Origin of the sequence: Duganella aquatilis, assembly GCF_009674565.1 — a bacterium.
GTDB lineage: Bacteria > Pseudomonadota > Gammaproteobacteria > Burkholderiales > Burkholderiaceae_D > Rugamonas > Rugamonas aquatilis.
Genome location: NZ_WKJL01000019.1, coordinates 18,503 through 42,151 on the forward strand (window position 1 = coordinate 18,503; position 23,649 = coordinate 42,151).

Below are 23,649 nucleotides of genomic sequence, written 5' to 3' on the forward strand. Positions count from 1 at the left end.
CTCCCTCAATTATTGTTGGCTGGCGGCGTTGGCGCGCGCCACTTCTTCGCGCAGCAGGCGGATATTTTGTTGCAGTTCGTCAGACGCGGCGGTGGCCTTGGCCGAGTTGGCCTTGCTCTGGGCCAGCTGCGCATCCGCCTGGGCCTGGGTGGCCAGATCCTGGGCGGTCTTGTAATCCTTGGCGGCCAGCGCCTGGTTGGCGCGCATCAGTTTTTCGCGCGCCGACAGCATTTCGGCCGGCGCCAGGTCGGCGGCGCCGGCGGCGGTGGCGGCGCTGACGGCTTCGCGCGACACCGCCACGTCGGCGGTGGCCGGGGTTTTGTCGCTGGCGCAGCCGGCCAGGCCGGCCAGCATCACGGCGCCAAACAGCACTTGCCACTGGGTATTCATGGTCATCATTATTGTTCTCCTCAAATTGTTCAGGCGATGATGACTTTATAAGCCGATAGCGCACGGACATCAGTACGGTGCCGCACAAAAACCCTGAGTGTGTAAAATGAGGCAACTATAAAAAGCAGATCGACCATGTCCATTCCACGCCCTACCAAAATCGCCATTGCCGTTGGCGGCGTCGTCGCCGCGCCGCTGGTCGCCGCCGTCGTGCTGGCCAGCTACGACTGGAACCAGGCGCGCCCCTGGCTCAACGAGCGCATCAGCGCCGCCATCGCCCGGCCGTTCGACATCCGCGGCGCGGTGTCGCTGGCGTGGCGCAACGAGGGCGAACTCCTGCCGATGCCGCACCTGGTGGCGCGCGACGTCCATGTCGGCAATCCGCGCGGCATGCAGGCGCCGGACGAACTGGCCAGCGTCGGCCAGTTCGCCTTTGCCGTCGAACTGCTGCCGCTGCTGCGCCAGCGCATCGAGATCCCGGAGCTGCGCTTCGACAATCCGAAGCTGCTGCTGCAGCGCGAAGCCGACGGCAAGAACAACTGGACCTTCAAGAGCGAGGACAAGGCATCGGTGTGGTCGCTGGACGTGCAGCGCGTGGTCTTCACCAAGGGCACGGTGCGCTACATCGATGCCATGACCCACGTCGACGCCAGCGCCCAGGTCGACACCATCAAGGACCCGCGCTACGGCGTCAGCTGGCAGTTGCGCGGCAAATGGAACAACCAGGACATCCAGGGCAGCGGCAAGGCCGGCGCCGTGCTGTCGCTGCAGAAGCAGACCGCGCCCTTCCCGCTCGCGGCCAGCCTCAACGTCGGCGGCACCAGCATCAGCTTCGACGGCACGCTGACCAAGCCGGCCGCGCTGACCGCGCTGGACATGCGCCTCAAGCTGTCCGGTCCCAGCATGGCGCGGCTGTACGGCCTGACCGGCGTGCTGCTGCCGGAAACGCCGCCCTTCGTCACCGAGGGCCACCTCACCGGCAACCTCGGCGCCAACGCCAGCCACTGGATCTACGACCAGTTCACCGGCAAGGTCGGCGCCAGTGACATCGCCGGCAAGCTCGACTTCAAGACCGGCGCGCCGCGTTCCCTGTTGAGCGGCAATATCCAGTCCAGGCTGCTGCAGGTGTCCGACCTCGGCCCGCTGATCGGCGCCGACTCCAACGCCAGCAAGGAAGCGCGCGGCGCCGAGGAGCTCCAGCCGGGCAACAAGGTGCTGCCGGTGGAAACCTTCCGCACCGACCGCTGGACCGCCATCGACGCCAACGTCAACTTCAAGGCCGCGCGCATCACGCGCAACAAGGACTTGCCGATCCAGAACCTGGAAACGCAGATCCACCTGAAGGACGGCGTGCTGGCGCTGAAGCCGATGAACTTCGACATCGCCGGCGGCCGCTTCACCTCCAACATCGTGCTGGACGGCAGCGGCAAGGTCAACGCCCACGCCATCCGCGCCGATCTGAAGGCCAAGGCCGCGCACCTGCAACTGCGGCAGCTGTTCCCGTCCATCGACGGCATGCAGGCCACCGTCGGCGAAATCAACGCCGACGTCGCGCTGACCTCCACCGGCAACTCGGTGGCCAGCCTGCTGGGCGCCTCCAACGGCGAATTCAAAGGCGTGGTCAACCAGGGCAGCGTCAGCAAGCTGCTGCTGGAGGCCATGGGCCTGAACCTCGGCAGCGTGGTGATGACCAAGCTGGTCGGCGACAAGCAGGTCAAGCTCAACTGCATGGTGACGGACTTCGCCGTCAGCAACGGCGTGATGAACTCGCGCCTGTTCGTGGCAGACACGTCGGAGGCGCGCATCGACGTCCACGGCACCGTCAACCTCGGCAACGAGAAGCTGGACCTGACGCTGAAGCCGGACGCCAAATCGGTGCGGGTGATTTCGCTGCGCGCGCCGATCTATGTACGCGGCACCTTCAAGCAACCGGACATCAGCGTCGACAAGGGCGCCATGGCCTTGCGCGCCGGCAGCGCGCTGGCGCTGGCCGTGGTGGCGCCGGTGGCGGCCATCGTGCCGCTGGTCAGCACCAGCACCGGCGAGACGGCCGGCTGCCAGGCCCTGATCGCCCAGGCCGGCAAGCCGCAACACTGATTGCCGCTAGTGTGTGCTGACGAACGGAAGCGATTACGCAAGTTTCGTACTCTGGAGGCATCGGTGAAGGCGCAATACCGCGTCTAACCTGCCTGAGGAGAACATCATGAACAACGTCAAGCGAATTGCAGCAACCGCCGCCGTACTGGCCGCGACCCTGGGCCTGAGCGCATGCGCAGGCATGTCGAACCAAGACCGTAACACCGCCGTGGGCGCAGGCGTTGGCGCAGTGGCCGGCTCGGTCCTGACCGGCGGCAGCGCAGTCGGCACCGTCGGCGGCGCGGCAGTGGGTGGCGTGATCGGTAACCAGGTACAAAAGCCACCGCGTTAATCGCGGCGCTGCAGAAAGCAAACGGACCCTCGGGTCCGTTTTTTTATTTGTCCTTGAACATTTCGTAGCAGTGGCAGGAGACGGCTTCCAGGCCGGCCGAATCGAGGATCTCGATATTGCCGCGGCTGTAGGTGATCAGGCGCTGGTTTTGCAGCGCGCTGGCGGCCTTGGTGACGCCGACCCGGCGCACGCCCAGCGCATGCGCCAGGAATTCGTGCGTCAGGTGGAATTTCTCCGACTGCAGGCGGTCGCGCGTGATCAGCAGCGACCGCGCCAGGCGCGCCTCCAGCACGTGGAAGCGGCTGCAGACGGCGATCTGGATGGTTTGCGCCAGCACGGTGTCGGTATAGCGGTACAGCAGGCGCTGCAGCGATTCCATGCGGTAGAACTCGGTGATGAAATCGGCGGTGGCGATGCGGTAGGCGCGGCCGGAACGCTGCACCACGGCGCGCACCTGCGCCATTTCGTGGCCCAGCACCACGGAAGCGCCCAGCATGCCTTCGCGGCCGATGGAACCGACCTCCAGCGTCATGCGGCCTTCGGCGACGCCCAGCAGCGACACCAGGCAATCGATGGGGAAATACAGGTAGCGCACTTCCTGCCCCGGCTCCGACAACACCTGGCCGTTGTCCACCCGCACCGTTTCGCACTTGGCGGCGAGCTGGCGTTGATCGTCGTCCGGCAGGCTGGCCAGCAGGCGATTATTGGCCAGCCGCGGCAGCGCCCGGTCTTCGTCGGGAGTAGTTGAGATAGAGGTATGCATGGGATCAGATTAAGGGCAATGTTTTGCTCTGTATGTACGGTGACGCACGGAAGCAATAGATGTACTCGGGGAAAATATGGGCTGCAGTGCACTACCTCACCTAATAACAAAGGACACACACATGGACACCCAAACCAAATCTGGCACCCACCCTGTCATGGTCATCGCCGCCGTCGCGGTGGTACTGTTTTGCGGCGTCGGCAGCGCAGCCATCCTGGGCTGGCTGCCAACCTCCAACGCCAGCGTACCGGCGGCCGTAAGCGGCCTGCCGCCGGCGCCGGCAGCCTCGCAGCCGATGGCCTACAACGACGCGCCGCCGGCCGGCGCCGCGGCCATGGCCCCTGGCGTGTCGCAAGGCCGGGGCCAGGCACCGGAACAGGAAGCGCGCAGCGCGCCATGCAGCAACTGCGGCGTGGTGGAATCGGTGCGCACGATTGAACATCGTCCGCAAGGCAGCGGCGTCGGCGCGGCCGGCGGCGCCATCCTTGGCGGCCTGCTGGGCAACCAGGTCGGCAGCGGCCATGGCCGTCAGATCGCCACGGTGGCCGGCGCGGTCGGCGGCGCGGTGGCCGGCAACCAGATCGAAGGCAATATGAAAACCACCCACAGCTGGGACGTCGTGGTGCGCATGGATAACGGCAGCAAGCGCACCATCCACTCGTCGGCGCAGCCGCAATGGCGCTCGGGCGACTCGGTGCGCATCGTCAAAGGCCAGCTGCGTTCGATGGACTAAGGATTTAAGTACGGCATCGTACAGAAGCCGGACCGGCGATTGCTGATAATAGCTTCAACACAACCCGAGGAGATCATCATGCTTTATACCATCGCTGTAGTTCTGCTTATCCTGTGGCTGCTGGGCTTGGTAACTTCGTACACCATCGGCGGCTTCATCCACATCCTGCTGGTGGTCGCCATCATCATGGTGCTGCTGCGCCTGATTAGCGGACGCGGCGTGTAGCCTTCTCCGCAGCGGTTCAAACGGCGCCTTGGGCGCCGTTTTCATTTCCAAAGGAGCGACTGATGAAAGCACTGTTGACAACACTGGCCCTGCTGGCCGCCGCGCAAACGCAGGCGCAAACCGTCAAGCCAGGTTTGTGGGAACTGAATAACAAGATCATGACGGGCAATGCGCAGACCGACCAGGCGGTCAGCGCCGGCCTGTCGCAGCTGGCGGCGCTGCCGCCGGAACAGCGCGCGCAGGTGCAGGCGATGATGGCGCAGAACGGCGTCTCGCTGCCGCAGGCCACCAGCGACGGCGGACTGACGATGCGCGCCTGCGTGACGCCGGAAATGGCGGCGCGCAAGGAGCTGCCGCTGAGCCAGCAAGGCAAATGCCGCTCGACGCAGACGCCGGTGCCGGGCGGACTGAACGTGTCGTTCAGCTGCACCGATCCGGCATCCAGCGGCACCGGGCAAGTGCGTTTCCTGGGCGAAGACGCGTACACGGCCACCATGCAGGTGACCAACAACACCGGCGCCGGCCCGCAGAACGCCACGGTGGAATCCACCGGGCGCTGGCTGTCCGCCACCTGCCCTGCCCGCCCTTAGGCTTACTGGCTGTCGGAGAACGCCATGTAGCGGTCGCGCGCCAGCGTGGCGATGGGACCGACCGGCAAGGTGCGGCCTTCGTAGCGCACGCACGGCGTGACCTTGCCGTAGTTACCGGTGTTGAAGATTTCAACGGCGGTTTCCAGCTCCTCCGGACGCACGCTGCGTTCCTCGACCTTGACGCCCTCTTTCGCCAGCAGCTCGATCACGCGGGCGCGGGTGATGCCGGACAGGAAAGTACCGTTCGCCACCGGCGTCACCACCTGGCCGGCCGGCGTGACGAAGAACAGATTGGCCGATGCGAACTCGGCCACGTTGCCGGCGCTGTCGCACACCACGGCGTTGTCGTAGCCGCGTTCCTTGGCCTCGCGCAGCGCCTTGGACGTGTTGGCGTACAGCGAGGAGGCCTTGGCGTCGGTCGGCGCCATCGACGCATCCGGACGGCGCAGCACCGACAGGCAGGCCGAGAAGCCGGTGAACGGCGGCATTGGTGCGTCGAACAGGGTCAGCGCGAACGCGCTCTTTTCCGGCACCGGAATCAGCAGGCCGTCAGTGCCGAACACCAGCGGACGAATGTAGAGCTCGGCATCGGCCGGGAACTTGGCCACGCCTTCGCGCACCAGCTTTTCCATCTCATCCACGCTCAGCGGGCACGTCAGGCCGACGCGTTCGGACGAAGTGATCACGCGCTGCAAGTGCAGGCGCAGGTCGGGCATATGGCCGCTGAGCGAACGGGCGCCGTCGAATACCGACGAGCCGAGCCAGACACTGTGGTCCATGGCGCCAAACAGCGGCGCATTGCCTTCGGCCCAAGTGCCGTTGAAGTAAGTGAGGTACATGCTGCTTCCTGGTCAAAACCAGCAATGTAGCATGTTTAGAAGGCGTGCCTGAGACCAAGGTTGATGGCGCGGTCGCCGCTGCCGCGATTGCTGGCATTGCCGACCGTGTAGCCGGCGCCGTTGCGGTTCTGGATTTTGGCGAACGACGCGTAGACATTGGTGCGTTTGGAGAAGGCGTAGCTGGCGCCGACGGCGATCTGGTTGGCGTCGCGGTCGGCCAGGCTGCGGTCGTCCTTGTGGATGTAGGAAGCAAGCAAGGTCGTCGCGCCCATCGGCACCGCCACGCCGAGCAGCACGTCGCGGCTGTTGGTGGAGAAGTCGCGCTGCGCCACTGCGCCGTAGGGATTGTTTTCATCCCACTGCGCGCTGCCGTCGCCCTTGCTGTGACCGTATGCCGCGTAGCCGACGAAGCGGCCGAAGTCGAAATTGGCCGCCACCAGCGAGTTGCTGGCTGACTGGTCGACCGGCGGCGTGGTGCCGGTGGCGTCCAGCATGTTTTCCTTGCGCTGGTGGGTGATGCTGATATTGGCGCGGCCGTTCTCGTAGCCCAGCGTGGCGCCGTATGCGCGGTTGACCTTGCTGTTATACGGCGATTCGCCAAAGCTATAGATCGCCGAGCCGACAAAGCCGCCCCGCGAGCGCGGCGATTTGTACTTGATGGTGTTGTCGTAGCGCTTGGTGGTATAGCCGACCAGGTTGGCGGCGCTGCCGGCCATGCCGCCGTGGAAGGGATCGGCCACGTCGGTCAGCGCTTCGTACACCAGATTGTACTGGCGTCCCAGCGTGACCACGCCCAGCGGACCGTCCAGCCCCACATAAGCCTGGCGGCCGAACAGGCGGCCGTTCTGGTCCGAGGCGCCGGTATCGTTGAGGATGCCGGCTTCCACCGTGTAAATGGCCGAGGTGCCGTTGCCCAGGTCTTCCTTGCCGCGTATGCCGATACGCGAACCGGTCGAGACACCGCTGTCGAGCTTGGTCCTGGCGCAATCGCCGCTGCAGCCACGTTCCGCCACCAGGCCGGCATCGAGCACGCCATACACTTCGGTCTGCGCTAGCGCGCTGAGCGGTGCAATCAGTGCCAGGGTGACGAGGACGGGTTTCATGATGGTTCGCAAAATCGGTGAGCTGTTATGAACAGTGTAGTCATCGATGCCCGCGCCCTCTGTGCGCATGACCACGCACTTGTACAATTTCGCCGCAGAAACGTATGTTCGCTGGCGTACATACCGCACAGGTGTCAGCGGTTATACTGCGTTTTTGATTAGCGAGGCTTTCTGCATGCTCGAAATTCTGGAACGTATCAACGCAGACAGCAACGACATCGGCCTGATGGTCGAGCTGTTTCACACCCTGCGCCCCAGGCGCGTCACCGACAGTGCGCGCGCGATCGGCAACGTGCGCACCTTGTGCCAGCTGTTGAAAGGCAATCCGGCGCACGCCATCGCGCTGCGCAACTACGCGCGCAACATCCTGGCCTCGCGCCGCCACGCCAGCCTGTACACCGAGATCGGCGTGCTGTCGAGCGACGGCTTCTTCAGCGAACTGAAGAGCCGCATCGCCTACCGCATCCTGCCGCCGGCGCTGGGCAACGACTACCTGAGCGAGGCGCTGGACCAGATCGCCTACAAGCGCACCGACTACATCTGGATGGCCGCGGTGCCGCACGAGGACTGGCTGGCGCTGCTCGATGTGGTGCTGCACGCCGAACAGCGCGCCGACGTCCAGCGCGGCGGCAACCTGATGCTGCCCGGGCTGCTGGATGCGATACGCACGCTGTCCTACCGCGTCTGCGCCATCGGCCTGGAGCCGCGCCTGACCAACTTCCATACCGAAATGGAGACCTACGAATCGCCCTTCATGGTGCAGAACTTCGAGGTCAACGCCTACCTCGACGCCTACCACCGCAAGCTGGCCGGCGCCGAAGTCGACATCGACGACGCGCGCCACCTGCTGGTGATGCTGGACCAGTGCGAAACCGTGATCGGCAAGATCCGCAAGAAAGCGCTGAGCCAGGGCACCAGCATCGCCCTCACCTACCTGCTGGTGTCGCTGACGCAAAGCCTGGACCGCATGCGCAAGCTGCTGTTCCTGGTCGATGTGCACCTGCCGGGCGAAGAGCACGACAGCGCGCGCCGCCACGCCGCCATCGCGCTGGCGCTGGAACTAATCGAAGCGCACAACAACAAGTACATGGTGCGCGATCTGCTGCGCGACAACATCAACCTGCTGGCGCGCAACGTCACCGAAAACGCCAGCCACACCGGCGAGCACTACGTGGCCGACACGCGCCGCGAGCTGGGCGGCATGTTCGTGCAGGCGGCCGGCGCCGGCCTGGTGATCGGCTTCATGGCGCTGTTCAAAATCCTGATGTCCTACCTGCGCGCGGCGCCGCTGGTGGAAGCCTTCCTGTTCAGCATGAACTACTCGATCGGCTTCATGTTCATCCACCTGCTGCACTTCACGGTGGCGACCAAGCAGCCGGCCATGACCGCCTCGCGCATCGCTTCCGGCCTGCAGTCGAAGGACGGCCGCAACATCGACATCGACAGCATGGCCGAGCTGTGCAACAAGGTGATCCGCACGCAGAACATGGCGGTGCTGGGCAACCTGGCGGTGGCGATCCCGACCGCGTGGCTGATCGCCATGGCGTGGCCGCACCTGACTGGCCACCACCTGGTGTCGCCGGACAAGGCCATGCACCTGCTGGCCGACATCGACCCGATCCACGCGCCGACGCTGATTTACGCGGCGATCGCCGGCGTCTGCCTGTTCTTTGCCGGCCTGATTTCGGGCTACTACGACAACAAGGCGCTGTACACGCGCTGGGCGCAACGCATTGCGCAACTGCGCGGCCTGCGCTGGCTGCTGGGCCAGGAACGGCTGGACCGGCTGGGCGTCTACATGGAGAACAACCTGGGCGGGCTGATGGGGAATTTCTTCTTCGGCATCCTGCTTGGCGTGATGCCGTTCATCGGCTTCGTGCTGGGCATTCCGCTGGATATCCGCCACGTGACCTTCTCGTCCGCCAACTTTGCGACAGCAATTGTTGGACTCGATCACAATGTCAGCTGGGAACTGGTTGTGACCTCTGTGGCAGGTTTTCTTTCCATCGGGACAGTCAATCTGCTGGTCAGCTTCGGCCTGGCCTTGTGGGTTGCGTTGCGCTCGCGCCAGGTGCGTTTCAAGCACGGCTGGCAGTTGACGAAAGCGCTGGGCCGCCGGTTCCGGCAAGGGCCGATCTCGTTCCTGTTCGGCTCGTCGGATGATACGAAATTAATCGAAAAGGCCTAAGATGAAAGCTCCGCGCATGCGTTTCTGGTTACCCCTCGGCCTGATGTGCTGGGGCTTGCTGGGCGCCTGCGCATCGCTGCCGAATGTGACGGCGCTGGGCGACAAGCTGGAGCCGTCGGCCACGCCCACGGTCAAGGGTACGCATGGCGACCTGAGCGACGCGCGCACCAAGGCGCTGCTGGCCAAGCGCTGGTCCAAGGGAACGCTGGACCTGCAGAGCCAGGCGTCGCTGGAGGAAGCGGCCACCGGCGTGCCGCTGATCGCCGGCAACAAGACCACGCTGCTGTTCGACGGTCCGCAGACCATGACCGAGATGCTGAAGGCGATCAACGGCGCGCAGAACAACATCAATCTGGAAACCTATATCTTCGACCAGGACGAGCTGGGCCTGAAGTTCGCCGACGCGCTGATCGCCAAGCAGCAGGCCGGCGTGACGGTCAATATTTTGTACGACAGCGTCGGCACCATCGGCGTGCCGGCCGAGTTCTTCAAGCGCATGCGCGACGGCGGCATCAAGCTGATCGAATTCAATCCGGTCAATCCGGCCAAGGTCAGCGGCAACGACTGGAAGATCAACAACCGCGACCACCGCAAGGTGCTGATCGTCGACGGCAAGGCCGCGTTCACCGGCGGCATCAACATCAGCGCGACCTATGCCAAGAGCTCGCTGTTCCGCTCCGCCTCCAAGCCGACCAGCAAATCCGACGTCGGCTGGCGCGACACCCACATCAAGGTCGAAGGGCCGGCGGTGCAGGCCTTCCAGTGGCTGTTCGTGCGCCAGTGGGCGTCGCAGGACAAGGACGACTTGCGCGAGGCCGACTATTTCCCGAAACCGGTGATCGCCGGCGACAAGGTGGTGCGCGTGCTGGGCAGCGATCCCGGCGGCCAGTTCGAAATCTACAAGGCGTATGCGCTGGCGTTCCAGGAAGCCAAGAAATCGATCCACATCACCTCGGCCTATTTCGTGCCGGACCGGCAGACGGTGGACGCGCTGATCGCGGCCGCCAGGCGCGGCGTGGACGTCAAGATCGTGCTGCCGGGCGTCTCCGACAGCGGCCTGGTGTTTTACGCCGGCCATGCCTTCTATGACGACCTGCTGGCAGCCGGCGTGAAAATCTACCAGCTCAAACTGGCGGTGCTGCACGCCAAGACCGCCGTGGTCGACGGCAACTGGTCGACGGTCGGCTCGACCAACATCGATACCCGCAGCTTCCTGCACAACAGCGAGCTGAACGTGATCGTCATGGGCGACGCCTTCGGCACCGAAATGGAAAAAGCCTTCCAGGAAGACATGCGCGATTCCAACCTGATCACGCTGGAAGCCTGGCGTCACCGCCCCTGGGCCAACCGCATGAAAGAATGGGCCGCCCGCTTCATGGACTACTGGCTCTAGAAAAACCGGGGTCAGTTCTGCCAATCGCACACGGGCTCAATCATTGCAATGGTTGAGCCCGTGTGCGATTGGCAGAACTGACCCCGGTTTGGGTTTAGGATTCGGCGGCTAGCGACCAGACGTCGCCGCTGCGGCGGAAGCATTCGGTGTGGGCGGATTCGAAACTGCCCGTGCCTTCCACCCAGCTGTAGCGCTCCACCTGCACATCATCCGGCGCGATCCGCAGCACGTTGAAGGAGTTCGATTCGCCGCGCCCGCGCGTGGACGTGGCCGTGCCCGCCTGCACCACCAGCGCCGCATAGCCGCTGATCTTGTAACGCTGCGCGCTGTTGCCGGCATGGCTGGCATGCAAATGCCCGGCCAGCAGCACATCGACGCCGGATTCGGAAAACGCCTGCATCGCCATCGGCGCGCGGTCCACCAGGTCGTCCTTGTCGAAGGTGTCCGGCAAATCGAAGGGATGGTGGGTGACGATGATGCGCGTGTGGTCGGGACTCACCGCGCTCATGCGCTGCCGCATCTGCGCCAGCTGCTCCTTGTTGACGCGGCCATCCTTGAACGTCAGCGAGCGCGCTGTGTTGATGCCGAGTACGGCGATCTCCTCGTCCACGTATTCCGGCGCCAGGTCCAGCGTCACGTAGCGCGTGTACTTGCGCAGCGGCGTCAGAAAGCGGCTGGCGACATTGTACAGCGGGATGTCGTGATTGCCCGGCACCACGATCTGCGGCCCCGGCAAGGTGTCCAGCCACGTGCGCGCGGCCTTGAATTCCTCGGTCTTGGCGCGCTGGGTCAGGTCGCCCGACACCACCACCACATCCGGCGCCAGCCGCGTGACCAGTTCCTGCAACGGCCGCAGCAGCTCCTGGTCGACGCGGCCGAAATGCAGATCGGATAAATGAACGATGGTGCGCATACTCTCTCCTAGGCCGCCGGCACGATGACGTTCAGCGCCGAGGCCCTGGAACGGTAACACAGCGGCGGCTTCATCAGCGTCACCTCGCCGTCGGTGGCGACGCGCAGGTGGTGGTGGCGGGTTTCGATCGTCAGCGACGGCGCCGACAGCACATCAAAATCGCGCGCCTCGTGCAGCTTGCCGAACAGCGCGTGGGCGGCGTAGCGCAGCAGGCCGAGACGGGTCGGCTTCTGCGCCACGTACAGGCACAGCTTGCCGGTGTCGAGCCGCTCGCGCGCACCCATGGTCAGGCCTTGCAGGTATTCGTTGTTGCCGATGAAGACGAACGGCGTGCGGCGCAGATGCTCGTCGCCGTTGATCTTCAGCCGCACGTTCATGAACGGAAAGCGCCGCAGCGCGCCGAACAGCGCGCGGCCAAACGCCGGCCACTTGCCGCGTCCCAGGTGGCGTTGCTGCTGCTCGCGGTCGCGCACGATGTCGGGATAGATGCCCAGGCTGGAATTATTCAGGAAGATGCGGCCGTTGACCTCGCCCACGTCGACCTTGCCGACCACACCGTGCACGACATTGGCCACCGCGGTATCCAGGTCCAGCGGTATCTTCAGATCCTTGGCGAAGTGGTTCAGCGTGCCAAGCGGCAGCACGCCGAGGCGCGTCTCGGTGCCGGCCAGCACCGATGCCACGGCGTTGATGGTGCCGTCGCCGCCGCCCGCCACCACCACCGGCGCGCCTTCCGCCACCGCCCGTTCGGCGCGCGCGATCATTTCCGCGCCGCTTTGCGCCAGCGTGATGTCCGGCGCCACGCCCTGGCCGCGGAACTTCTCTTCCAGCGCGCTGGTCCAGCCGCCGCAATATCCCAGCCCGGCGCTGGCGTTGACGATGACGACGATTTTATCCATATTGTTTATACTGTTTTACCCTCGCGCCGGCGGCGCAGCGTGGAGATGGCGGTGATGCAGACGGCCAGCCAGGCGACGCTCTCGGCCATGGCCGCCAGCACATCGCTGACATAGTGCGCGCCCAGATAGACCCGGCTGAATGCCACCAACAATACCATCATCAGGCAGCCGGCGACTGTTCCCAGGCGCACATTCCACGCCGGCCGCGCGATCACCAGGTAGCTGGCCAGCAGGCCGTAGAAACAGGTGGCCGCCGTGGTGTGGCCGCTGGGGAAGCTGTAGGTAGCCAGCGTTACCAGCGGCTCCTCGAACACCGGCCGCGCGCGCTGGAAGAAGAACTTCAGCGCCACATTCAACACCATCCCGCCCGGTACGGCGAAAGCCAGCGCCAGCAGCCAGTAGCGCGCCTGCGCCCGCCACAGATACCAGGCCAGGCCGCAGAACAGCACGATCATGCCGGCCACCGAGTGCACGGCAGAGACCGCGTACATCAGGCTGGTGAGCGGTTCGAAGGCGTGGGCGTTGAACCAGTGCGCCACCTGCACGTCCAGCACGGTGATGGCGTCCTGCCCCATCACCGCCTCCGCCAGTTCATGGAATACCAGCCCGGAAACCAGCAGCAGCGCCATGCCCACGGTCAAATGTAAACCGAATTCGTCGCCGGGAGACAGTCTTGCCTCTACGAAATTACGCAATTTGCTGAAAATTTGGTCCTCCGTGCCTGACCGCCGATGAAGTTGGCGTAAAAACTACGAAATAGCGAATTTACTGTTTATTTACACAGTACCTGTTTATTCATACAGTAGTTATGCTATTCTGAACTCCTCGTTAAACACATCTCCAACAAAGGAATTGTCATGAGCACTCTGAATAGCAGCTATGGTTCCCGTTTCGGCCTGGAATACCTGCCTACGTCCTTCATGGTCCGTATGGGCAAGCGCGAAATGATGGTGTGCCGTGACTTCCGCAAACGTTTCTACGCTGTGAACCCGATCATGGAATGCGACACCGGCGTGCAGGCTGGCCATCTGGAAGTGCTGCTGTTCCGCCGCTGGCTGCTGATCCTGTCGAAGTCGAAGGCGCATTAATGGTTGCCGGTGCCAGTTGCCTCACCCAGTCGCACGACAGGCCGGCCGATGCCGCAGCCTCGTTGGCGCTCCTCACCTGGGTGTGGCAACTGGCGAGCCGACATCCCCATGATGGGACTGCGCTTCATGCCACAGGGTTACAAACAGAACCATCACCACCGGACCAATAAATAGTCCGATCAGGCCCAGGGTTTCCACCCCGCCCAAGATACCGAACAGTACGGCCAGGAATGGCAGTTGCGTCGCATTCCCGATGATGCCAGGCCGCACGAAGTGATCCGCCACGAACAGCACCGCCATGCCCCACCCAGCCACCGCAATGGCGGCGGGAATGGCGCCGCCGACGGCCAGCACAATGGCGGCGCTGACAAACGCCAGCGGTGCGCCGAAGGGAATGATGGCCAGGATGCCGGTCGCGGCCGCCCACAAGGCGGCGGACTTCAGGCCGGTCAGCCAGTAGGCAATGCCGATCAACACGCCTTCCGCCAGGCCGACCAGCACCAGGCCGTTGACGGTGGCGCGGATCGCGGTCGGGATTTTTTCCGAATAGCGCGCCCAGCGCTGCTCGCCGAACCAGCGGCTGCCGATGTTCATGATCTGGCGGTTCAGCACTTCGCCGTCCTTGTAGAAGAAGAACAGGCACAGGAACGCCAGGCCGAAATCCACCAGCCGGTGCATGAAGCCGACGCCAGCCACCTTGATGATGTCGCTGGCCGAGTGGAAGCCGTTGATTTCGCGATCGGAGAACAAATGCGACAGGCCATGCGGCTGGCTGAGTGTCGCCTGCCACCATTCCGCGATCGAATCGCCGATGACGGGCAGGTGGGCGACAAAGTCCGGCACCGGAACGCCGTCGGTATTGGCGCTGACGATGTAGTTGGCCAGTTCCGGCGCCTGGCGCGCGGCCTGCGCCGCGCCCAGCAGCACTGGCACGATGAAGATCGCCGCCACCAGCAAGGTCAGCAAGGCGGCGGACAGGATGCTGTGGCCGATGCGGGCGCGCAGCCGCAAGTACATCGGCCAGGTCGCCACGCACAAAATACCGGCCCACACCAGCGGCAGGAAGAAGCGCTGCATCACGAACGCCGCCAGGACGATCAGCGTCAGGGAAAAGATGGCGCTGAGGATATCGCGCTGGCTTTCGGTCATTTCTCTCTCCCGGTCATTTTTTATTAGCGCTATGGTAAGCGCATTTTGTCGCGGCGCAACCACACCGTAGGCTGATTTCAGGTGTCCTTAAGCTTTCTCGCACTGCGCGCGCAGGAAGTCGCGCAGTTGCAGGACCGTGGGCGTGATCTGCGCGCGGTGCATGCACAGCATGTTGAGCGGCGTCGGCTCGCCCAGCATGTCGGGCAGCAGCACCTGCAGCCGGCCGGCGCGGATGTCGTCGCTGAGGTCGAGCCGCGATTTGTAGGCGATGCCGACGCCGGCCACCGCCCAGCGCCGCACCACGTCGGCGTCGTCGGCGCTGCGGTTGCCGTTGACGCGCACCACTTCCGGCGCCGCCTGGGCGTCCCGGTAGAAACTCCAGCGGTCGTGGATGACGTCGTCCAGCATGAAGCGCAGGCAGTTGTGCTGCGCCAGGTCGCCCAGCGATTGCAGCTTGCCGTGGCGCTTGATGTACTCCGGCGACGCCACCAGCACGCGGCGGTTTTCCGGCGCCAGCGGCAAGGCGATCAGGCTGGAATCCTCCTGCGGGCCGTAGCGGATGGCGATGTCGATTGGCTGCCGGTACATATCCGACACACGGTCGCTGATGCCCAGTTGAAGTACCACCTTCGGATATTGCGCCTGGAACTGGTCCAGCCAGCCCACCACCATATTGCGGCCGAGGTCGGACGGCATGGAAATTTTCAGCGTGCCGCCCAGCGTTTCCTTGCCCTGGATGAGCGCATCATGCCCTTCTTTCAGCAGCCGCAGCGCTTCGCGCGCGTGGAGCAGATAATGCTCGCCCTCCTCCGTCAGCCGCAACGAACGCGTGGTGCGGGCGAACAGGCGCAGCTTCAACTCGCCTTCCAGCCGCTTGACGGCGGAACTGGCCAGGGCCGGCGAAATCTCCAGTTCGCGCGCGGCGGCCGACAGGCTGCCATGATCGGCGGTGCGGACAAATACGTTGAGGTCGTCAAAACGCAGCAATTTTCGTCATCCCTTTGAAAGAGTTTCGCCCTGGCGCGCTTTTTTCGCGCCAGAAAACAAAATATGATACCTCCATCGTCACCACACTGGAGCATTCCATGAAAGCCATCGCCTACCGCAAGTCCCTCCCTATCGAAGATGCTGAATCGCTGATCGACGTCGAACTGCCGGCGCCTCAGGCCGGCGGCCGCGACTTGCTGGTCGAAGTACGCGCCATTTCCGTCAATCCAGTAGACACCAAGATCCGCCGCAATGTGGCGCCGGCCGACGGCCAGACCAAGGTGATCGGTTGGGATGCGGCCGGCGTGGTGAAGGCGGTCGGCCCCGACGTGACGCTGTTCAAGGTCGGCGATGAAGTCTGGTATGCCGGCGACCTGACCCGCGCCGGCACCAACAGCGAACTGCACTTGGTGGACGAACGCATTGTCGGCTTCAAGCCGAAGAATCTGGATTTCGCCCAGGCCGCCGCGCTGCCGCTGACCACCATCACCGCGTGGGAGCTGCTGTTCGACCGTCTGGCGGTAAGCCGCGACGCCGGCGCCACGCAAGGCAAGTCGCTGCTGGTGATCGGCGCGGCCGGCGGCGTCGGTTCCATCCTGGTGCAGCTGGCGCGCCAGCTGACCGGCCTGACCATCATCGGCACCGCTTCGCGTCCGGAAACCGGCGAGTGGATCAAGCAGCTGGGGGCGCATCACGTGATCGACCACAGCAAGCCGCTGAATGAAGAGATCGCGCGTCTGGGCCTGCCGCCGGTGACTTACGTGGCGTCGCTGAACCAGACCGACCACCACTGGCCGGCGATCAGCGAGCTGGTGGCGCCGCAGGGCAAGGTCGCGCTGATCGACGACCCGGCCGCCATCGACGTGCGCACGCTGAAGCGCAAGAGCGTGTCCCTGCACTGGGAATTCATGTACACGCGTTCGATGTTCCAGACCGACGACATGCAGCAACAGCATCAGTTGCTGAACGACGTGGCCACCTTGGTGGAAACCGGCGCGGTAAAGACCACCCTGGCGGAACGCTTCGGCAAGATCAACGCCGAGAACCTGAAGCGCGCGCATGCCCTGATCGAGAGCAATCGCGCCAAAGGCAAGATTGTTTTGGAAGGCTTCTAAGCCCTTGCTGCATGGGCCGCGGCGGCGTCCGCCTGGGCCCGCAGCAGCGCCAGCACCGCGTCGTCGTGACGCGTCAATGCTTCCTGCATGCGGCTGGCCGAGGCGCAGGAAGCATCCAGGATTTCCATGAACGCCGTCTGGCGCCGCTTCAGCGCGGCCGAGTCGTAGCCCAGCTGATCGAACATGCGGCCGATGTCCTCACAATAATCGCGCAGTTCCAGCATCGTGCCCTTGGTGTATTCAATATCGGTGCGCATGCTGCGGTCCAGGTCCAGCATCTCCATCTTTTCCTGCGCCACCGGCGACGCTTCGCAGATGGCCGGCCCCCAGCGGTCGAACTTGCCGCGTATGCGTTTGATGCGCGCTATCTTCTGATCCAGCATGCGGCAGTAATGCCAGCTCAACCACCATACCGGCAGGCGCGCGACAAAGCGTGGCAGTCCGGCCGTATTCAGATTGCGCTCAAGTTTTTGGACAGCTGCGACCAGGCGGCGCGCGCTGGCTCCGGTAGGAAGACGGGACATGACAGTAGCTCCTCTGAGGGTCCAGTGAGCTACAGTAGCCGCCGCATCAAACACGGGATTTGATGCGGCTTAAACTGCATGCGGATTTTTATGTCGAAGTCTTACGCAACATTGCCTTAATGCCACGCAAACCCTGGCGGATGCGGGCTTCGTTCTCGATCAGGGCAAAGCGCACGTACTCGTCGCCATATTCGCCGAAGCCGATGCCCGGCGAAACGCACACCTTGGCCTCGGCCAGCAGCAGCTTGGCGAATTCCAGCGAACCTAGATGGCGATACGCTTCCGGGATGCGCGCCCAGATGTACATCGAAGCCTTCGGCTTGTCGACCGGCCAGCCGGCTTCGACCAGGCCTTTGTGCAGCACGTCGCGCCGGCTCTGGTATTGCGCGCAGATCTCGCTGACGCAGCTCTGGTCGCCTTCCAGCGCGGCGATCGCCGCCACCTGCACCGGCGTGAAGCTGCCGTAGTCGTGGTAGCTCTTGATGCGCGCCAGCGCCGCCACCAGTTCCTTGTTGCCGACCATGAAGCCGACGCGCCAGCCGGCCATGTTGTAGCTCTTCGACAGCGTGAAGAACTCCACCGCCACGTCGCGCGCGCCCGGCACCTGCATGATGGACGGCGCTTTCCAGCCGTCGAACACGATGTCGGCATAAGCCAGGTCGTGCACCACCAGGATGTTGTGCTGCCGCGCCAGCGCCACCACGCGTTCGAAGAATTCCAGCTCCACGCACTGCGCGGTGGGATTCGACGGGAAGCCGAGGATCATCATCTTCGGCTTCGGATAGCTTTCGCGCACCGCGCGTTCCAGTTCGTCGAAGAAGTCGACGCCGGGCGTCATGCGCACCGAGCGGATATTCGCGCCGGCGATCACCGCGCCCCAGATGTGGATCGGGTAGCTGGGATTCGGCACCAGCACGGTGTCGCCCTGGTCCAGCGTGGCCAGCATCAGGTGCGCCAGACCTTCCTTGGAGCCGATGGTGACGATGGCTTCCGAGTCCGGATCGAACTCGACGTCGTAGCGCGTCTTGTACCAGCGCGAAATGGCGCGACGCAGGCGCGGGATGCCTTTGGAGGCCGAGTAGCCGTGGGTGTCGGGCCGTTGCACGGTGTCGACCAGCTTGCTCACAATGTGCGGCGGCGTGGCGCCGTCTGGATTGCCCATCGACATATCGATGATGTCTTCGCCGCGACGGCGCGCCGCGAGCTTGAGCTCGGCGGTGACATTGAAAACGTAGGGAGGCAGGCGATCGATGCGCGCAAAGCTGCGCGGAGTTTGGGTGTCAGTCATGGAGATCTCACGTAAGCGCCCGGAACCGTCCGAGCGACGTCGATGCAGATGCATCGGGATCGATACTAGACGATCCCGTCCATGTCTGGCAAGTGGCTTACATCAACTTCAAGCAGTGGCTTCTTTTTCCTGCTCGCTGAACCACTCGAACAGGATCAGGCCGATGATGGACGCCACCGGCATGAACAGTATCGAGATCACGACCCACAGCACCGGCGAACGGTCGAGCCGCTTGGCGGCCATGGCGATGAAAAACAGATGCAGCACCAGGCAGACGAAAATTGCCATGCCGGCGGCGATGATCAGCAACACGGATTGACTGGTGTACTTGAACATCGGCGGCAGGAACGACGCCACGCTGATCATCCACAACACCAGCGTGACGGTGGCAGCGGCGATCGGTTGTTGAGCACGAGCGACTTGCATAGCACCTCCATAAAGAAGCGCTTATGCTGCCATGAACTCGTTGCAAAAGCAATAACCCTGCTATTTGTAGGCGGGCACCTGGATCACAATAGGCGTCGGCGGAACCGGTGGCGCCTTGGGCACGGCGTTGTTCAATACAAAAGTCATGACGGTGATCGCCGCGACGCTGGCGCCAAATATCATGCCAACCACCCACCTGACGATCCTGGCGCCCATTTTCTCGACATCTTCTTTGGTGGCCATGTGCTCCAGGCGCGCTTCAATCTTCGACAGACGTTCCATCACGTTGACGAACATTTCGTCGTGCTTGTCGAGGCGGGCTTCGATATCCATGATGATTCATCCTACGCCGCGCCCCGCGCCTCAGGCAAGCTGAGCCGGTTTGAGCTAGCGCAAGGACGTGAGCGCGGAGGCGGTGACGATGGCGGCGATGGCCAGCCACTGCGTCAGCGTCAGGTGCTCGCCCAGCACCGCCATGCCGGCCAGCGCGCTGAGCGCCGGTGCGGCGCTGCTGAACATGCTGAAGGTGCGCGATGACAGCGTGCGCATCGACACCATCTCCAGCGTGTACGGCACCGCGCTGGACATCAGCGCAATCGCCACGCCAACCAGCAGCAGCGACGGCGTCAGCAACAGCGCACCGGCATGCGCCACGCCGATCGGCACGATGAACAGCGACGCCGCCAGCATGCCCCACGCCACCGACTGCCCGCCCGACATCGCCGACACGCGCTTGCCGTAAATGATGTACATGGCCCAGCAGGCCGCCGCCGCTGCCGCATAGGCGACACCAACCGGGTCCAGCTGATCGACATGGCCATGAATCGGCAGCAGAAAATACAGTCCCAGCGCCGCCAGGCCTACCGCCACGAGATCGCGCGGACGATGCGACGACAGCACCGCCACCGTCAGCGGTCCCGCCACCTCGATCGCCACCGCCACGCCCATCGGAATGCGGCTGAAGGCGCGGTAAATCATCAGGTTCATCAGCCCGATCACCGAGCCGTAGATGGCCACGTTGACCACCTGCCTGAGGGTCAGCGGCGTGCGCCACGGACGGAAGATCAACAGCATCACCAGCGCCGAAATGCCGACGCGATACGCCGTCACACCCTCCACGCCGATTTTCGGGAACAGATGCTTGGCAATCGCCGCCCCGACGTTCAGGGACAGCTGGCTGCACAGCAGCGCCAGCCCCGCCAACAGGGGATTGCCGGCGGGATGCTTATCCGATTCGCCCATCTTATTTCGCCGCCAGTTCCAGCTTCACGGCAACCGGCTTGCCGGCCTCGCTTTCAGTCGAGACTGGCTCGGCCGCCGTCGCCGCTGTACCGGATTCCTTCAGCGCCGCGACAATCGCCGCCGCGCGGCTTGCTCCCAGCTGCGGCAACGCGTCCTTGGCCAGCGGCTGGTTTTTCTCCAGGCGCGATTGCAGATCGCCATAGAACGCTGTCGCGTCCGCCACCTGCGGCTCGCCCTGCACCATCTTGCCCAGGCGTTGCAGCACCGGCAGCTTCTTCTGCGCGGCGCCTGCGTCGGCGGCGCCGTTGGCGGTTTCGGCGGCTTTCTTCAGCTTGTCCAGTTCCGGCGCACCGAAGCGTTCCGCGTACAGGTCACGCAATGCGGTGCGCACCTTGCGCTGACCGACATCCAGCGGACCTGGCTGCTCGCCGGCCGCCAGCTTGATGTCGGCCCTGGTCAACACCGCGCGGCGCAGCGCTTGCTGACGCAGGGCGGCGCCGTCATTGGCCTCGCTGTACAAGCCGGGCACGGACAGCTTCAGCTCCGGTTTCTTCTGCAGAATCCTGGCGACCTGCGCCAGCTTCTCGCGCTCCGGCGGCAGCACGATATCGCTGCCGGCGTCGAACTCCACCGCTTCCAGCTTGTCGCCGCTGACGCCGAACAGATTGCCGAGCGCGCGGAACGGCGACGTCACGATCTTGGTCATGATGTTGCCGATCGCCTTCCACACCACCGCGCCATAGCTGAACGACGGATCGTTCATATTGCCGGATACGGGCACGCCCAGGTCGATGCGGCCATTGCTGTCCTTCAGGATGGCCAAGGCCAGTTCCAGCGGCAGCTTGAGCGCATCCGGGCTGTCGATGCGCTCGCCCAGCGTCAGATTGTCGAGCACCACCTGGTTGTTGCCTTCCAGCTGGTTGTTGCGCACCTTGTACTGCAAGTCCAGCGAGATCTTGCCCTCGGCGATTTTGTAACCAGCAAACTTCATGCTGTACGGCGACGCTGACACCATGTCGATGTTCTTGAACAGCACGTTCAGATCAGTGTTGTCGGCTGGCGCGAAGGGATTCAGCTGGCCGCGCACGCGCGCCAGGCCGTAATCGTCCACGCGGCCGTCAAGCTCGATCTGGCTGCGCGCATCGCGCTTGGACGACAGGCCGGTGATCACGCCATTCAGTTCATAAATCTTGGCGCCGAATTGCGGACGCAGGCTCAAGTCGGTGAAGTCCAGCTTGGCGTCCTGCAAGCGCACGCGGCGCACGCGGACCGGGAATGGTTCGCTGGCCGATGCAGCCGGTTGCACGGCGGGCGCCGATGGCGCGGCCGGCTGTTCCACCAGCAGACGCTGAGCGTTGAAACTGCGGTCGTTTTCGATAATCAGAATCGCATTCGGCTGGATCACGCGCAGTTCCGCCACGTCCAGCAGGTCCGGTTTCAGGCTCAGCGCCACCTTGTCGGCGCCGACGGATTTCCAGTGGGCGAAGCGGTCGTTATCCAGTTCGTTCAGCGACAGTTCGGCTACTTCAAACGAACCGTCGTAGCGCAGCGATGGATCGTTCTTGCTGCCGCCGGCGCCGGTGCGCAAGCGGCCTTGTGCGTTGATGGCGCCGTCGGCGATCTTCAGCTTGACGTATTTGCCCAGCAGCGGCTGCACCGGCGCCAGCGCCAGCTTGCTCAGTTTCAGGTCGGTGTCCACCACGCCGGTGGCCGGCACCACCCTGCCTTTGGCGACCAGTTGGCCGCCTTCGCGCAGGCCGACGCCGCCTTCAAACGCCAGCTGCTTTTTGAGGTCGGTGCCGGCGTCGCGCACTTTCAGGTTGAAGTCTTGTAGGTTGACCTTGATGCCGGTGCTGGCATCGTCAAAGCGCGCGCCGAACTTGTTCAGTTCGACGGACTTGACGTTTGCGCTCCACGCCGGCGTGTCGGTGCTGGCCGGGGCCGGGGCGGCCGCGTTGCTGCCCGACTTGGGCAGCGCGTTCAGGAACAGGAACTTGCCCTTGGCGTCGCGCGACAGGTCCAGCTGGCCGCCGTCCGCATACAGGCGTCCGACGCTGGCCTTGCGCGCATCCAGATCCAGCGACGCATCCTCAAAACCAATACGCGACAGCTTCAGTGGCGCTTGAGAGCCGCTGTTCAGCGACAGGTTGTCCATCGAAAAATCGGCATCGGCGATATTCAGTTTCGCGCCATCCAGCTGCAAGGCCAGTTTCAATTTGGCGTTGTCGGTACTGACCTTGAGCGCCGGGCTCACCGTCTGATCGAAATAGTTGACAGCCACCGCATCCAGGCCGATCTGCTTGAATTGCAGCTTCCAGCCGCCCTCCTTGGCCGGCGCAGGCTTGGCCGCAGCAGGGGCGGCAGGCGCGGGCAGCATCAGATTGGCGACATCCAGCTCGCCCACGGCATCGCGCCGCACCGCCAGCGCGCCGCCGTTCAGTTGCAGGCTGCCGATCACCACTGACTGCTTCAGCAAATCCAGGCCGACATCGCCGACCACCAGCTGCTTCAGCTTCACGAACGGCGCATCGTCGCCACGCTTCAGCGACAAGTCGCTCAAGGTCAGGCCGGCGCCGCTCAGGCTCGCATTCAGCTTGCCGTCCTTGTAGCCGAACTGGTACGGCAGATTGGCCGACAACTTGCCATCCTCGACCACAATGCGCGAGAACGACTTCAGATACGTCGCCAGGCCCGGCAAGACCACCTTGTCCAGCGTCAGCACGCCGCTGCCACTGATCGGATTGACCGCCGCCACGCCTTTCCAGTGCAGCTTGCCGCCCAGTCCGGCATCCGCGCTCAGCGTGTAGTCGCCGTTCTCGTCCGGCAGCGTGCTCAGGTTATTCAGTGCGAAGGTGATGGGCGTAAAAGTATCGTCGTAGCCGGCGTGCTTGTCGTGCATGGCGACCTTGCCGCCATCGAGCGCGAAATGCTCGATGATCAGGCGCGGCATGCCGCTATCCTTGTCGTCCTTCTTATGCTTGTCCAGCGTCGCCAGGAACTCGGCGATATTGAACTTGCCATCCTTAGCAATCGCCAGTTGCACGGCTGGTTGCGTGATGCGGATCTCGGCAAAGCTCCAGGCGCGGCGGAACAGCGAACGCCACTGCATCTCCACCGCCAGGCCGCCGACCGCGAACAGCGGCGCGCCATCAGCCTCGGTCAGGCGCACATCCTGCGCTTCCAGCCGCAGCGTGAAGGGATTGAAGCTGAGCTGGCCGATGCTGGCCTTGCGCTCCAGTTCGGTCTCGGCATACTTGGGCAGCTGGCTTTTGATCACGCTAGGCAACAGCCAGGCCCCCGCCAATGCATACACACCGACGGCGCTCGCCGCACCTATGCCCCACCGCTTCCAACGTATTGCCATAC

At 64.0% G+C, this 23,649-nt stretch carries 24 protein-coding genes; 9 read left to right on the top strand and 15 right to left on the bottom strand.

Going from position 1 to position 23,649, the window contains the following annotated elements; translation table 11 throughout:
• Positions 1 to 9: 9 nt before the first annotated feature.
• Positions 10 to 399, bottom strand: coding sequence for a DUF4398 domain-containing protein (locus tag GJ698_RS21890; RefSeq protein WP_154359984.1), 390 nt, complete (start codon positions 397 to 399; stop codon positions 10 to 12).
• 126 nt (positions 400 to 525) lie between these two features.
• Between GJ698_RS21890 and GJ698_RS21895 the strand changes: the two genes are divergently transcribed.
• On the top strand, positions 526 to 2,487 hold the full coding sequence (locus tag GJ698_RS21895) for an AsmA family protein (protein WP_154359985.1): 1,962 nt from the start codon (positions 526 to 528) through the stop codon (positions 2,485 to 2,487).
• 106 nt (positions 2,488 to 2,593) lie between these two features.
• Positions 2,594 to 2,818 (top strand): YMGG-like glycine zipper-containing protein, encoded by a 225-nt coding sequence (locus GJ698_RS21900; RefSeq protein WP_154359986.1) that lies wholly within the window; start codon positions 2,594 to 2,596, stop codon positions 2,816 to 2,818.
• Between the two features lie 43 nt (positions 2,819 to 2,861).
• Here GJ698_RS21900 and GJ698_RS21905 read toward each other — a convergent pair whose 3' ends face one another.
• Positions 2,862 to 3,581, bottom strand: a complete 720-nt coding sequence (locus GJ698_RS21905) for a Crp/Fnr family transcriptional regulator (protein WP_154359987.1) — start codon at positions 3,579 to 3,581, stop codon at positions 2,862 to 2,864.
• Between the two features lie 121 nt (positions 3,582 to 3,702).
• Between GJ698_RS21905 and GJ698_RS21910 the strand changes: the two genes are divergently transcribed.
• The 3 genes from GJ698_RS21910 to GJ698_RS21920 all read left to right on the top strand — a co-directional run bounded on the left by GJ698_RS21910 (position 3,703) and on the right by GJ698_RS21920 (position 5,129).
• On the top strand, positions 3,703 to 4,314 hold the full coding sequence (locus tag GJ698_RS21910) for a glycine zipper 2TM domain-containing protein (RefSeq protein ID WP_154359988.1): 612 nt from the start codon (positions 3,703 to 3,705) through the stop codon (positions 4,312 to 4,314).
• A gap of 78 nt (positions 4,315 to 4,392) precedes the next feature.
• Complete coding sequence (locus GJ698_RS21915; RefSeq protein WP_008446864.1) at positions 4,393 to 4,539, top strand: lmo0937 family membrane protein; 147 nt, start codon at positions 4,393 to 4,395, stop codon at positions 4,537 to 4,539.
• A 62-nt stretch (positions 4,540 to 4,601) separates the two neighbouring features.
• Complete coding sequence (locus tag GJ698_RS21920) at positions 4,602 to 5,129, top strand: DUF3617 domain-containing protein (protein ID WP_154359989.1); 528 nt, start codon at positions 4,602 to 4,604, stop codon at positions 5,127 to 5,129.
• A gap of 2 nt (positions 5,130 to 5,131) precedes the next feature.
• Here the strand turns inward: GJ698_RS21920 and GJ698_RS21925 are convergent, their stop codons facing one another.
• Complete coding sequence (locus GJ698_RS21925) at positions 5,132 to 5,968, bottom strand: branched-chain amino acid aminotransferase (RefSeq protein WP_154359990.1); 837 nt, start codon at positions 5,966 to 5,968, stop codon at positions 5,132 to 5,134.
• Positions 5,969 to 6,003: 35 nt separating this feature from the next.
• On the bottom strand, positions 6,004 to 7,071 hold the full coding sequence (locus GJ698_RS21930) for a porin (protein ID WP_154359991.1): 1,068 nt from the start codon (positions 7,069 to 7,071) through the stop codon (positions 6,004 to 6,006).
• Positions 7,072 to 7,246: 175 nt separating this feature from the next.
• On the opposite strand from GJ698_RS21930, the gene GJ698_RS21935 reads away from it, so the two are divergent.
• Together GJ698_RS21935 and cls are read left to right on the top strand one after the other, a co-directional pair.
• Positions 7,247 to 9,259, top strand: a complete 2,013-nt coding sequence (locus GJ698_RS21935; RefSeq protein ID WP_154359992.1) for a site-specific recombinase — start codon at positions 7,247 to 7,249, stop codon at positions 9,257 to 9,259.
• A 1-nt stretch (position 9,260) separates the two neighbouring features.
• Positions 9,261 to 10,652: a cardiolipin synthase gene (cls, locus tag GJ698_RS21940; RefSeq protein ID WP_154359993.1), complete on the top strand. Its 1,392-nt coding sequence runs from the start codon at positions 9,261 to 9,263 to the stop codon at positions 10,650 to 10,652.
• Positions 10,653 to 10,746: 94 nt separating this feature from the next.
• On the opposite strand, the gene GJ698_RS21945 is transcribed toward cls, so the two are convergent.
• From GJ698_RS21945 to GJ698_RS21955, 3 genes are read right to left on the bottom strand one after another with little or no spacing between them, the layout of a single operon-like run.
• A complete protein-coding gene (locus tag GJ698_RS21945; RefSeq protein ID WP_154359994.1) occupies positions 10,747 to 11,565 on the bottom strand; it encodes a metallophosphoesterase family protein in 819 nt (272 codons plus the stop codon).
• An 8-nt stretch (positions 11,566 to 11,573) separates the two neighbouring features.
• Positions 11,574 to 12,464: a diacylglycerol/lipid kinase family protein gene (locus GJ698_RS21950; RefSeq protein ID WP_154359995.1), complete on the bottom strand. Its 891-nt coding sequence runs from the start codon at positions 12,462 to 12,464 to the stop codon at positions 11,574 to 11,576.
• A gap of 5 nt (positions 12,465 to 12,469) precedes the next feature.
• Entirely contained in the window at positions 12,470 to 13,093 is a 624-nt protein-coding gene (locus GJ698_RS21955) for a phosphatase PAP2 family protein (protein ID WP_154359996.1), read from the bottom strand.
• 228 nt (positions 13,094 to 13,321) lie between these two features.
• On the opposite strand from GJ698_RS21955, the gene GJ698_RS21960 reads away from it, so the two are divergent.
• A complete protein-coding gene (locus tag GJ698_RS21960; protein ID WP_090192292.1) occupies positions 13,322 to 13,552 on the top strand; it encodes a hypothetical protein in 231 nt (76 codons plus the stop codon).
• A 72-nt stretch (positions 13,553 to 13,624) separates the two neighbouring features.
• Here GJ698_RS21960 and GJ698_RS21965 read toward each other — a convergent pair whose 3' ends face one another.
• The gene (locus tag GJ698_RS21965) at positions 13,625 to 14,701 is read right to left on the bottom strand and encodes an AI-2E family transporter (protein WP_154359997.1); all 1,077 of its coding nucleotides are present in this window, start codon (positions 14,699 to 14,701) and stop codon (positions 13,625 to 13,627) included.
• Positions 14,702 to 14,788: 87 nt separating this feature from the next.
• Positions 14,789 to 15,688, bottom strand: coding sequence for a LysR family transcriptional regulator (locus tag GJ698_RS21970; RefSeq protein WP_154359998.1), 900 nt, complete (start codon positions 15,686 to 15,688; stop codon positions 14,789 to 14,791).
• Positions 15,689 to 15,786: 98 nt separating this feature from the next.
• On the opposite strand from GJ698_RS21970, the gene GJ698_RS21975 reads away from it, so the two are divergent.
• Positions 15,787 to 16,803 carry a zinc-binding alcohol dehydrogenase family protein gene (locus tag GJ698_RS21975; RefSeq protein WP_154359999.1) on the top strand — a complete coding sequence of 339 codons (1,017 nt, stop codon included), beginning with the start codon at positions 15,787 to 15,789 and terminating at the stop codon, positions 16,801 to 16,803.
• Here the strand turns inward: GJ698_RS21975 and GJ698_RS21980 are convergent.
• From GJ698_RS21980 to GJ698_RS22005, 6 genes are all read right to left on the bottom strand, one after another.
• Positions 16,800 to 17,327 carry a hypothetical protein gene (locus GJ698_RS21980; RefSeq protein WP_154360000.1) on the bottom strand — a complete coding sequence of 176 codons (528 nt, stop codon included), beginning with the start codon at positions 17,325 to 17,327 and terminating at the stop codon, positions 16,800 to 16,802. The genes GJ698_RS21975 and GJ698_RS21980 overlap by 4 nt on opposite strands.
• An 88-nt stretch (positions 17,328 to 17,415) precedes the next feature.
• The gene (gene alaC / locus GJ698_RS21985) at positions 17,416 to 18,615 is read right to left on the bottom strand and encodes an alanine transaminase (RefSeq protein ID WP_154360001.1); all 1,200 of its coding nucleotides are present in this window, start codon (positions 18,613 to 18,615) and stop codon (positions 17,416 to 17,418) included.
• Positions 18,616 to 18,723: 108 nt separating this feature from the next.
• On the bottom strand, positions 18,724 to 19,041 hold the full coding sequence (locus GJ698_RS21990; protein WP_154360002.1) for a hypothetical protein: 318 nt from the start codon (positions 19,039 to 19,041) through the stop codon (positions 18,724 to 18,726).
• Between the two features lie 60 nt (positions 19,042 to 19,101).
• Positions 19,102 to 19,374 carry a hypothetical protein gene (locus tag GJ698_RS21995; RefSeq protein WP_154360003.1) on the bottom strand — a complete coding sequence of 91 codons (273 nt, stop codon included), beginning with the start codon at positions 19,372 to 19,374 and terminating at the stop codon, positions 19,102 to 19,104.
• A gap of 54 nt (positions 19,375 to 19,428) precedes the next feature.
• A complete protein-coding gene (locus GJ698_RS22000; RefSeq protein WP_154360004.1) occupies positions 19,429 to 20,283 on the bottom strand; it encodes an EamA family transporter in 855 nt (284 codons plus the stop codon).
• A gap of 1 nt (position 20,284) precedes the next feature.
• Positions 20,285 to 23,647: a DUF748 domain-containing protein gene (locus GJ698_RS22005; RefSeq protein ID WP_154360005.1), complete on the bottom strand. Its 3,363-nt coding sequence runs from the start codon at positions 23,645 to 23,647 to the stop codon at positions 20,285 to 20,287.
• Positions 23,648 to 23,649 lie beyond the last annotated feature (2 nt).

Coding starts and splice junctions, on each gene's coding strand:
- GJ698_RS21890 (WP_154359984.1), bottom strand. CDS start 399: ATGATGACCATGAATACCCAGTGGCAAGTGCTGTTTGGCGCCGTGATG.
- GJ698_RS21895 (WP_154359985.1), top strand. CDS start 526: ATGTCCATTCCACGCCCTACCAAAATCGCCATTGCCGTTGGCGGCGTC.
- GJ698_RS21900 (WP_154359986.1), top strand. CDS start 2,594: ATGAACAACGTCAAGCGAATTGCAGCAACCGCCGCCGTACTGGCCGCG.
- GJ698_RS21905 (WP_154359987.1), bottom strand. CDS start 3,581: ATGCATACCTCTATCTCAACTACTCCCGACGAAGACCGGGCGCTGCCG.
- GJ698_RS21910 (WP_154359988.1), top strand. CDS start 3,703: ATGGACACCCAAACCAAATCTGGCACCCACCCTGTCATGGTCATCGCC.
- GJ698_RS21915 (WP_008446864.1), top strand. CDS start 4,393: ATGCTTTATACCATCGCTGTAGTTCTGCTTATCCTGTGGCTGCTGGGC.
- GJ698_RS21920 (WP_154359989.1), top strand. CDS start 4,602: ATGAAAGCACTGTTGACAACACTGGCCCTGCTGGCCGCCGCGCAAACG.
- GJ698_RS21925 (WP_154359990.1), bottom strand. CDS start 5,968: ATGTACCTCACTTACTTCAACGGCACTTGGGCCGAAGGCAATGCGCCG.
- GJ698_RS21930 (WP_154359991.1), bottom strand. CDS start 7,071: ATGAAACCCGTCCTCGTCACCCTGGCACTGATTGCACCGCTCAGCGCG.
- GJ698_RS21935 (WP_154359992.1), top strand. CDS start 7,247: ATGCTCGAAATTCTGGAACGTATCAACGCAGACAGCAACGACATCGGC.
- cls (WP_154359993.1), top strand. CDS start 9,261: ATGAAAGCTCCGCGCATGCGTTTCTGGTTACCCCTCGGCCTGATGTGC.
- GJ698_RS21945 (WP_154359994.1), bottom strand. CDS start 11,565: ATGCGCACCATCGTTCATTTATCCGATCTGCATTTCGGCCGCGTCGAC.
- GJ698_RS21950 (WP_154359995.1), bottom strand. CDS start 12,464: ATGGATAAAATCGTCGTCATCGTCAACGCCAGCGCCGGGCTGGGATAT.
- GJ698_RS21955 (WP_154359996.1), bottom strand. CDS start 13,093: ATGGCGCTGCTGCTGGTTTCCGGGCTGGTATTCCATGAACTGGCGGAG.
- GJ698_RS21960 (WP_090192292.1), top strand. CDS start 13,322: ATGAGCACTCTGAATAGCAGCTATGGTTCCCGTTTCGGCCTGGAATAC.
- GJ698_RS21965 (WP_154359997.1), bottom strand. CDS start 14,701: ATGACCGAAAGCCAGCGCGATATCCTCAGCGCCATCTTTTCCCTGACG.
- GJ698_RS21975 (WP_154359999.1), top strand. CDS start 15,787: ATGAAAGCCATCGCCTACCGCAAGTCCCTCCCTATCGAAGATGCTGAA.
- GJ698_RS21980 (WP_154360000.1), bottom strand. CDS start 17,327: ATGTCCCGTCTTCCTACCGGAGCCAGCGCGCGCCGCCTGGTCGCAGCT.
- alaC (WP_154360001.1), bottom strand. CDS start 18,615: ATGACTGACACCCAAACTCCGCGCAGCTTTGCGCGCATCGATCGCCTG.
- GJ698_RS21990 (WP_154360002.1), bottom strand. CDS start 19,041: ATGCAAGTCGCTCGTGCTCAACAACCGATCGCCGCTGCCACCGTCACG.
- GJ698_RS21995 (WP_154360003.1), bottom strand. CDS start 19,374: ATGGATATCGAAGCCCGCCTCGACAAGCACGACGAAATGTTCGTCAAC.
- GJ698_RS22000 (WP_154360004.1), bottom strand. CDS start 20,283: ATGGGCGAATCGGATAAGCATCCCGCCGGCAATCCCCTGTTGGCGGGG.
- GJ698_RS22005 (WP_154360005.1), bottom strand. CDS start 23,647: ATGGCAATACGTTGGAAGCGGTGGGGCATAGGTGCGGCGAGCGCCGTC.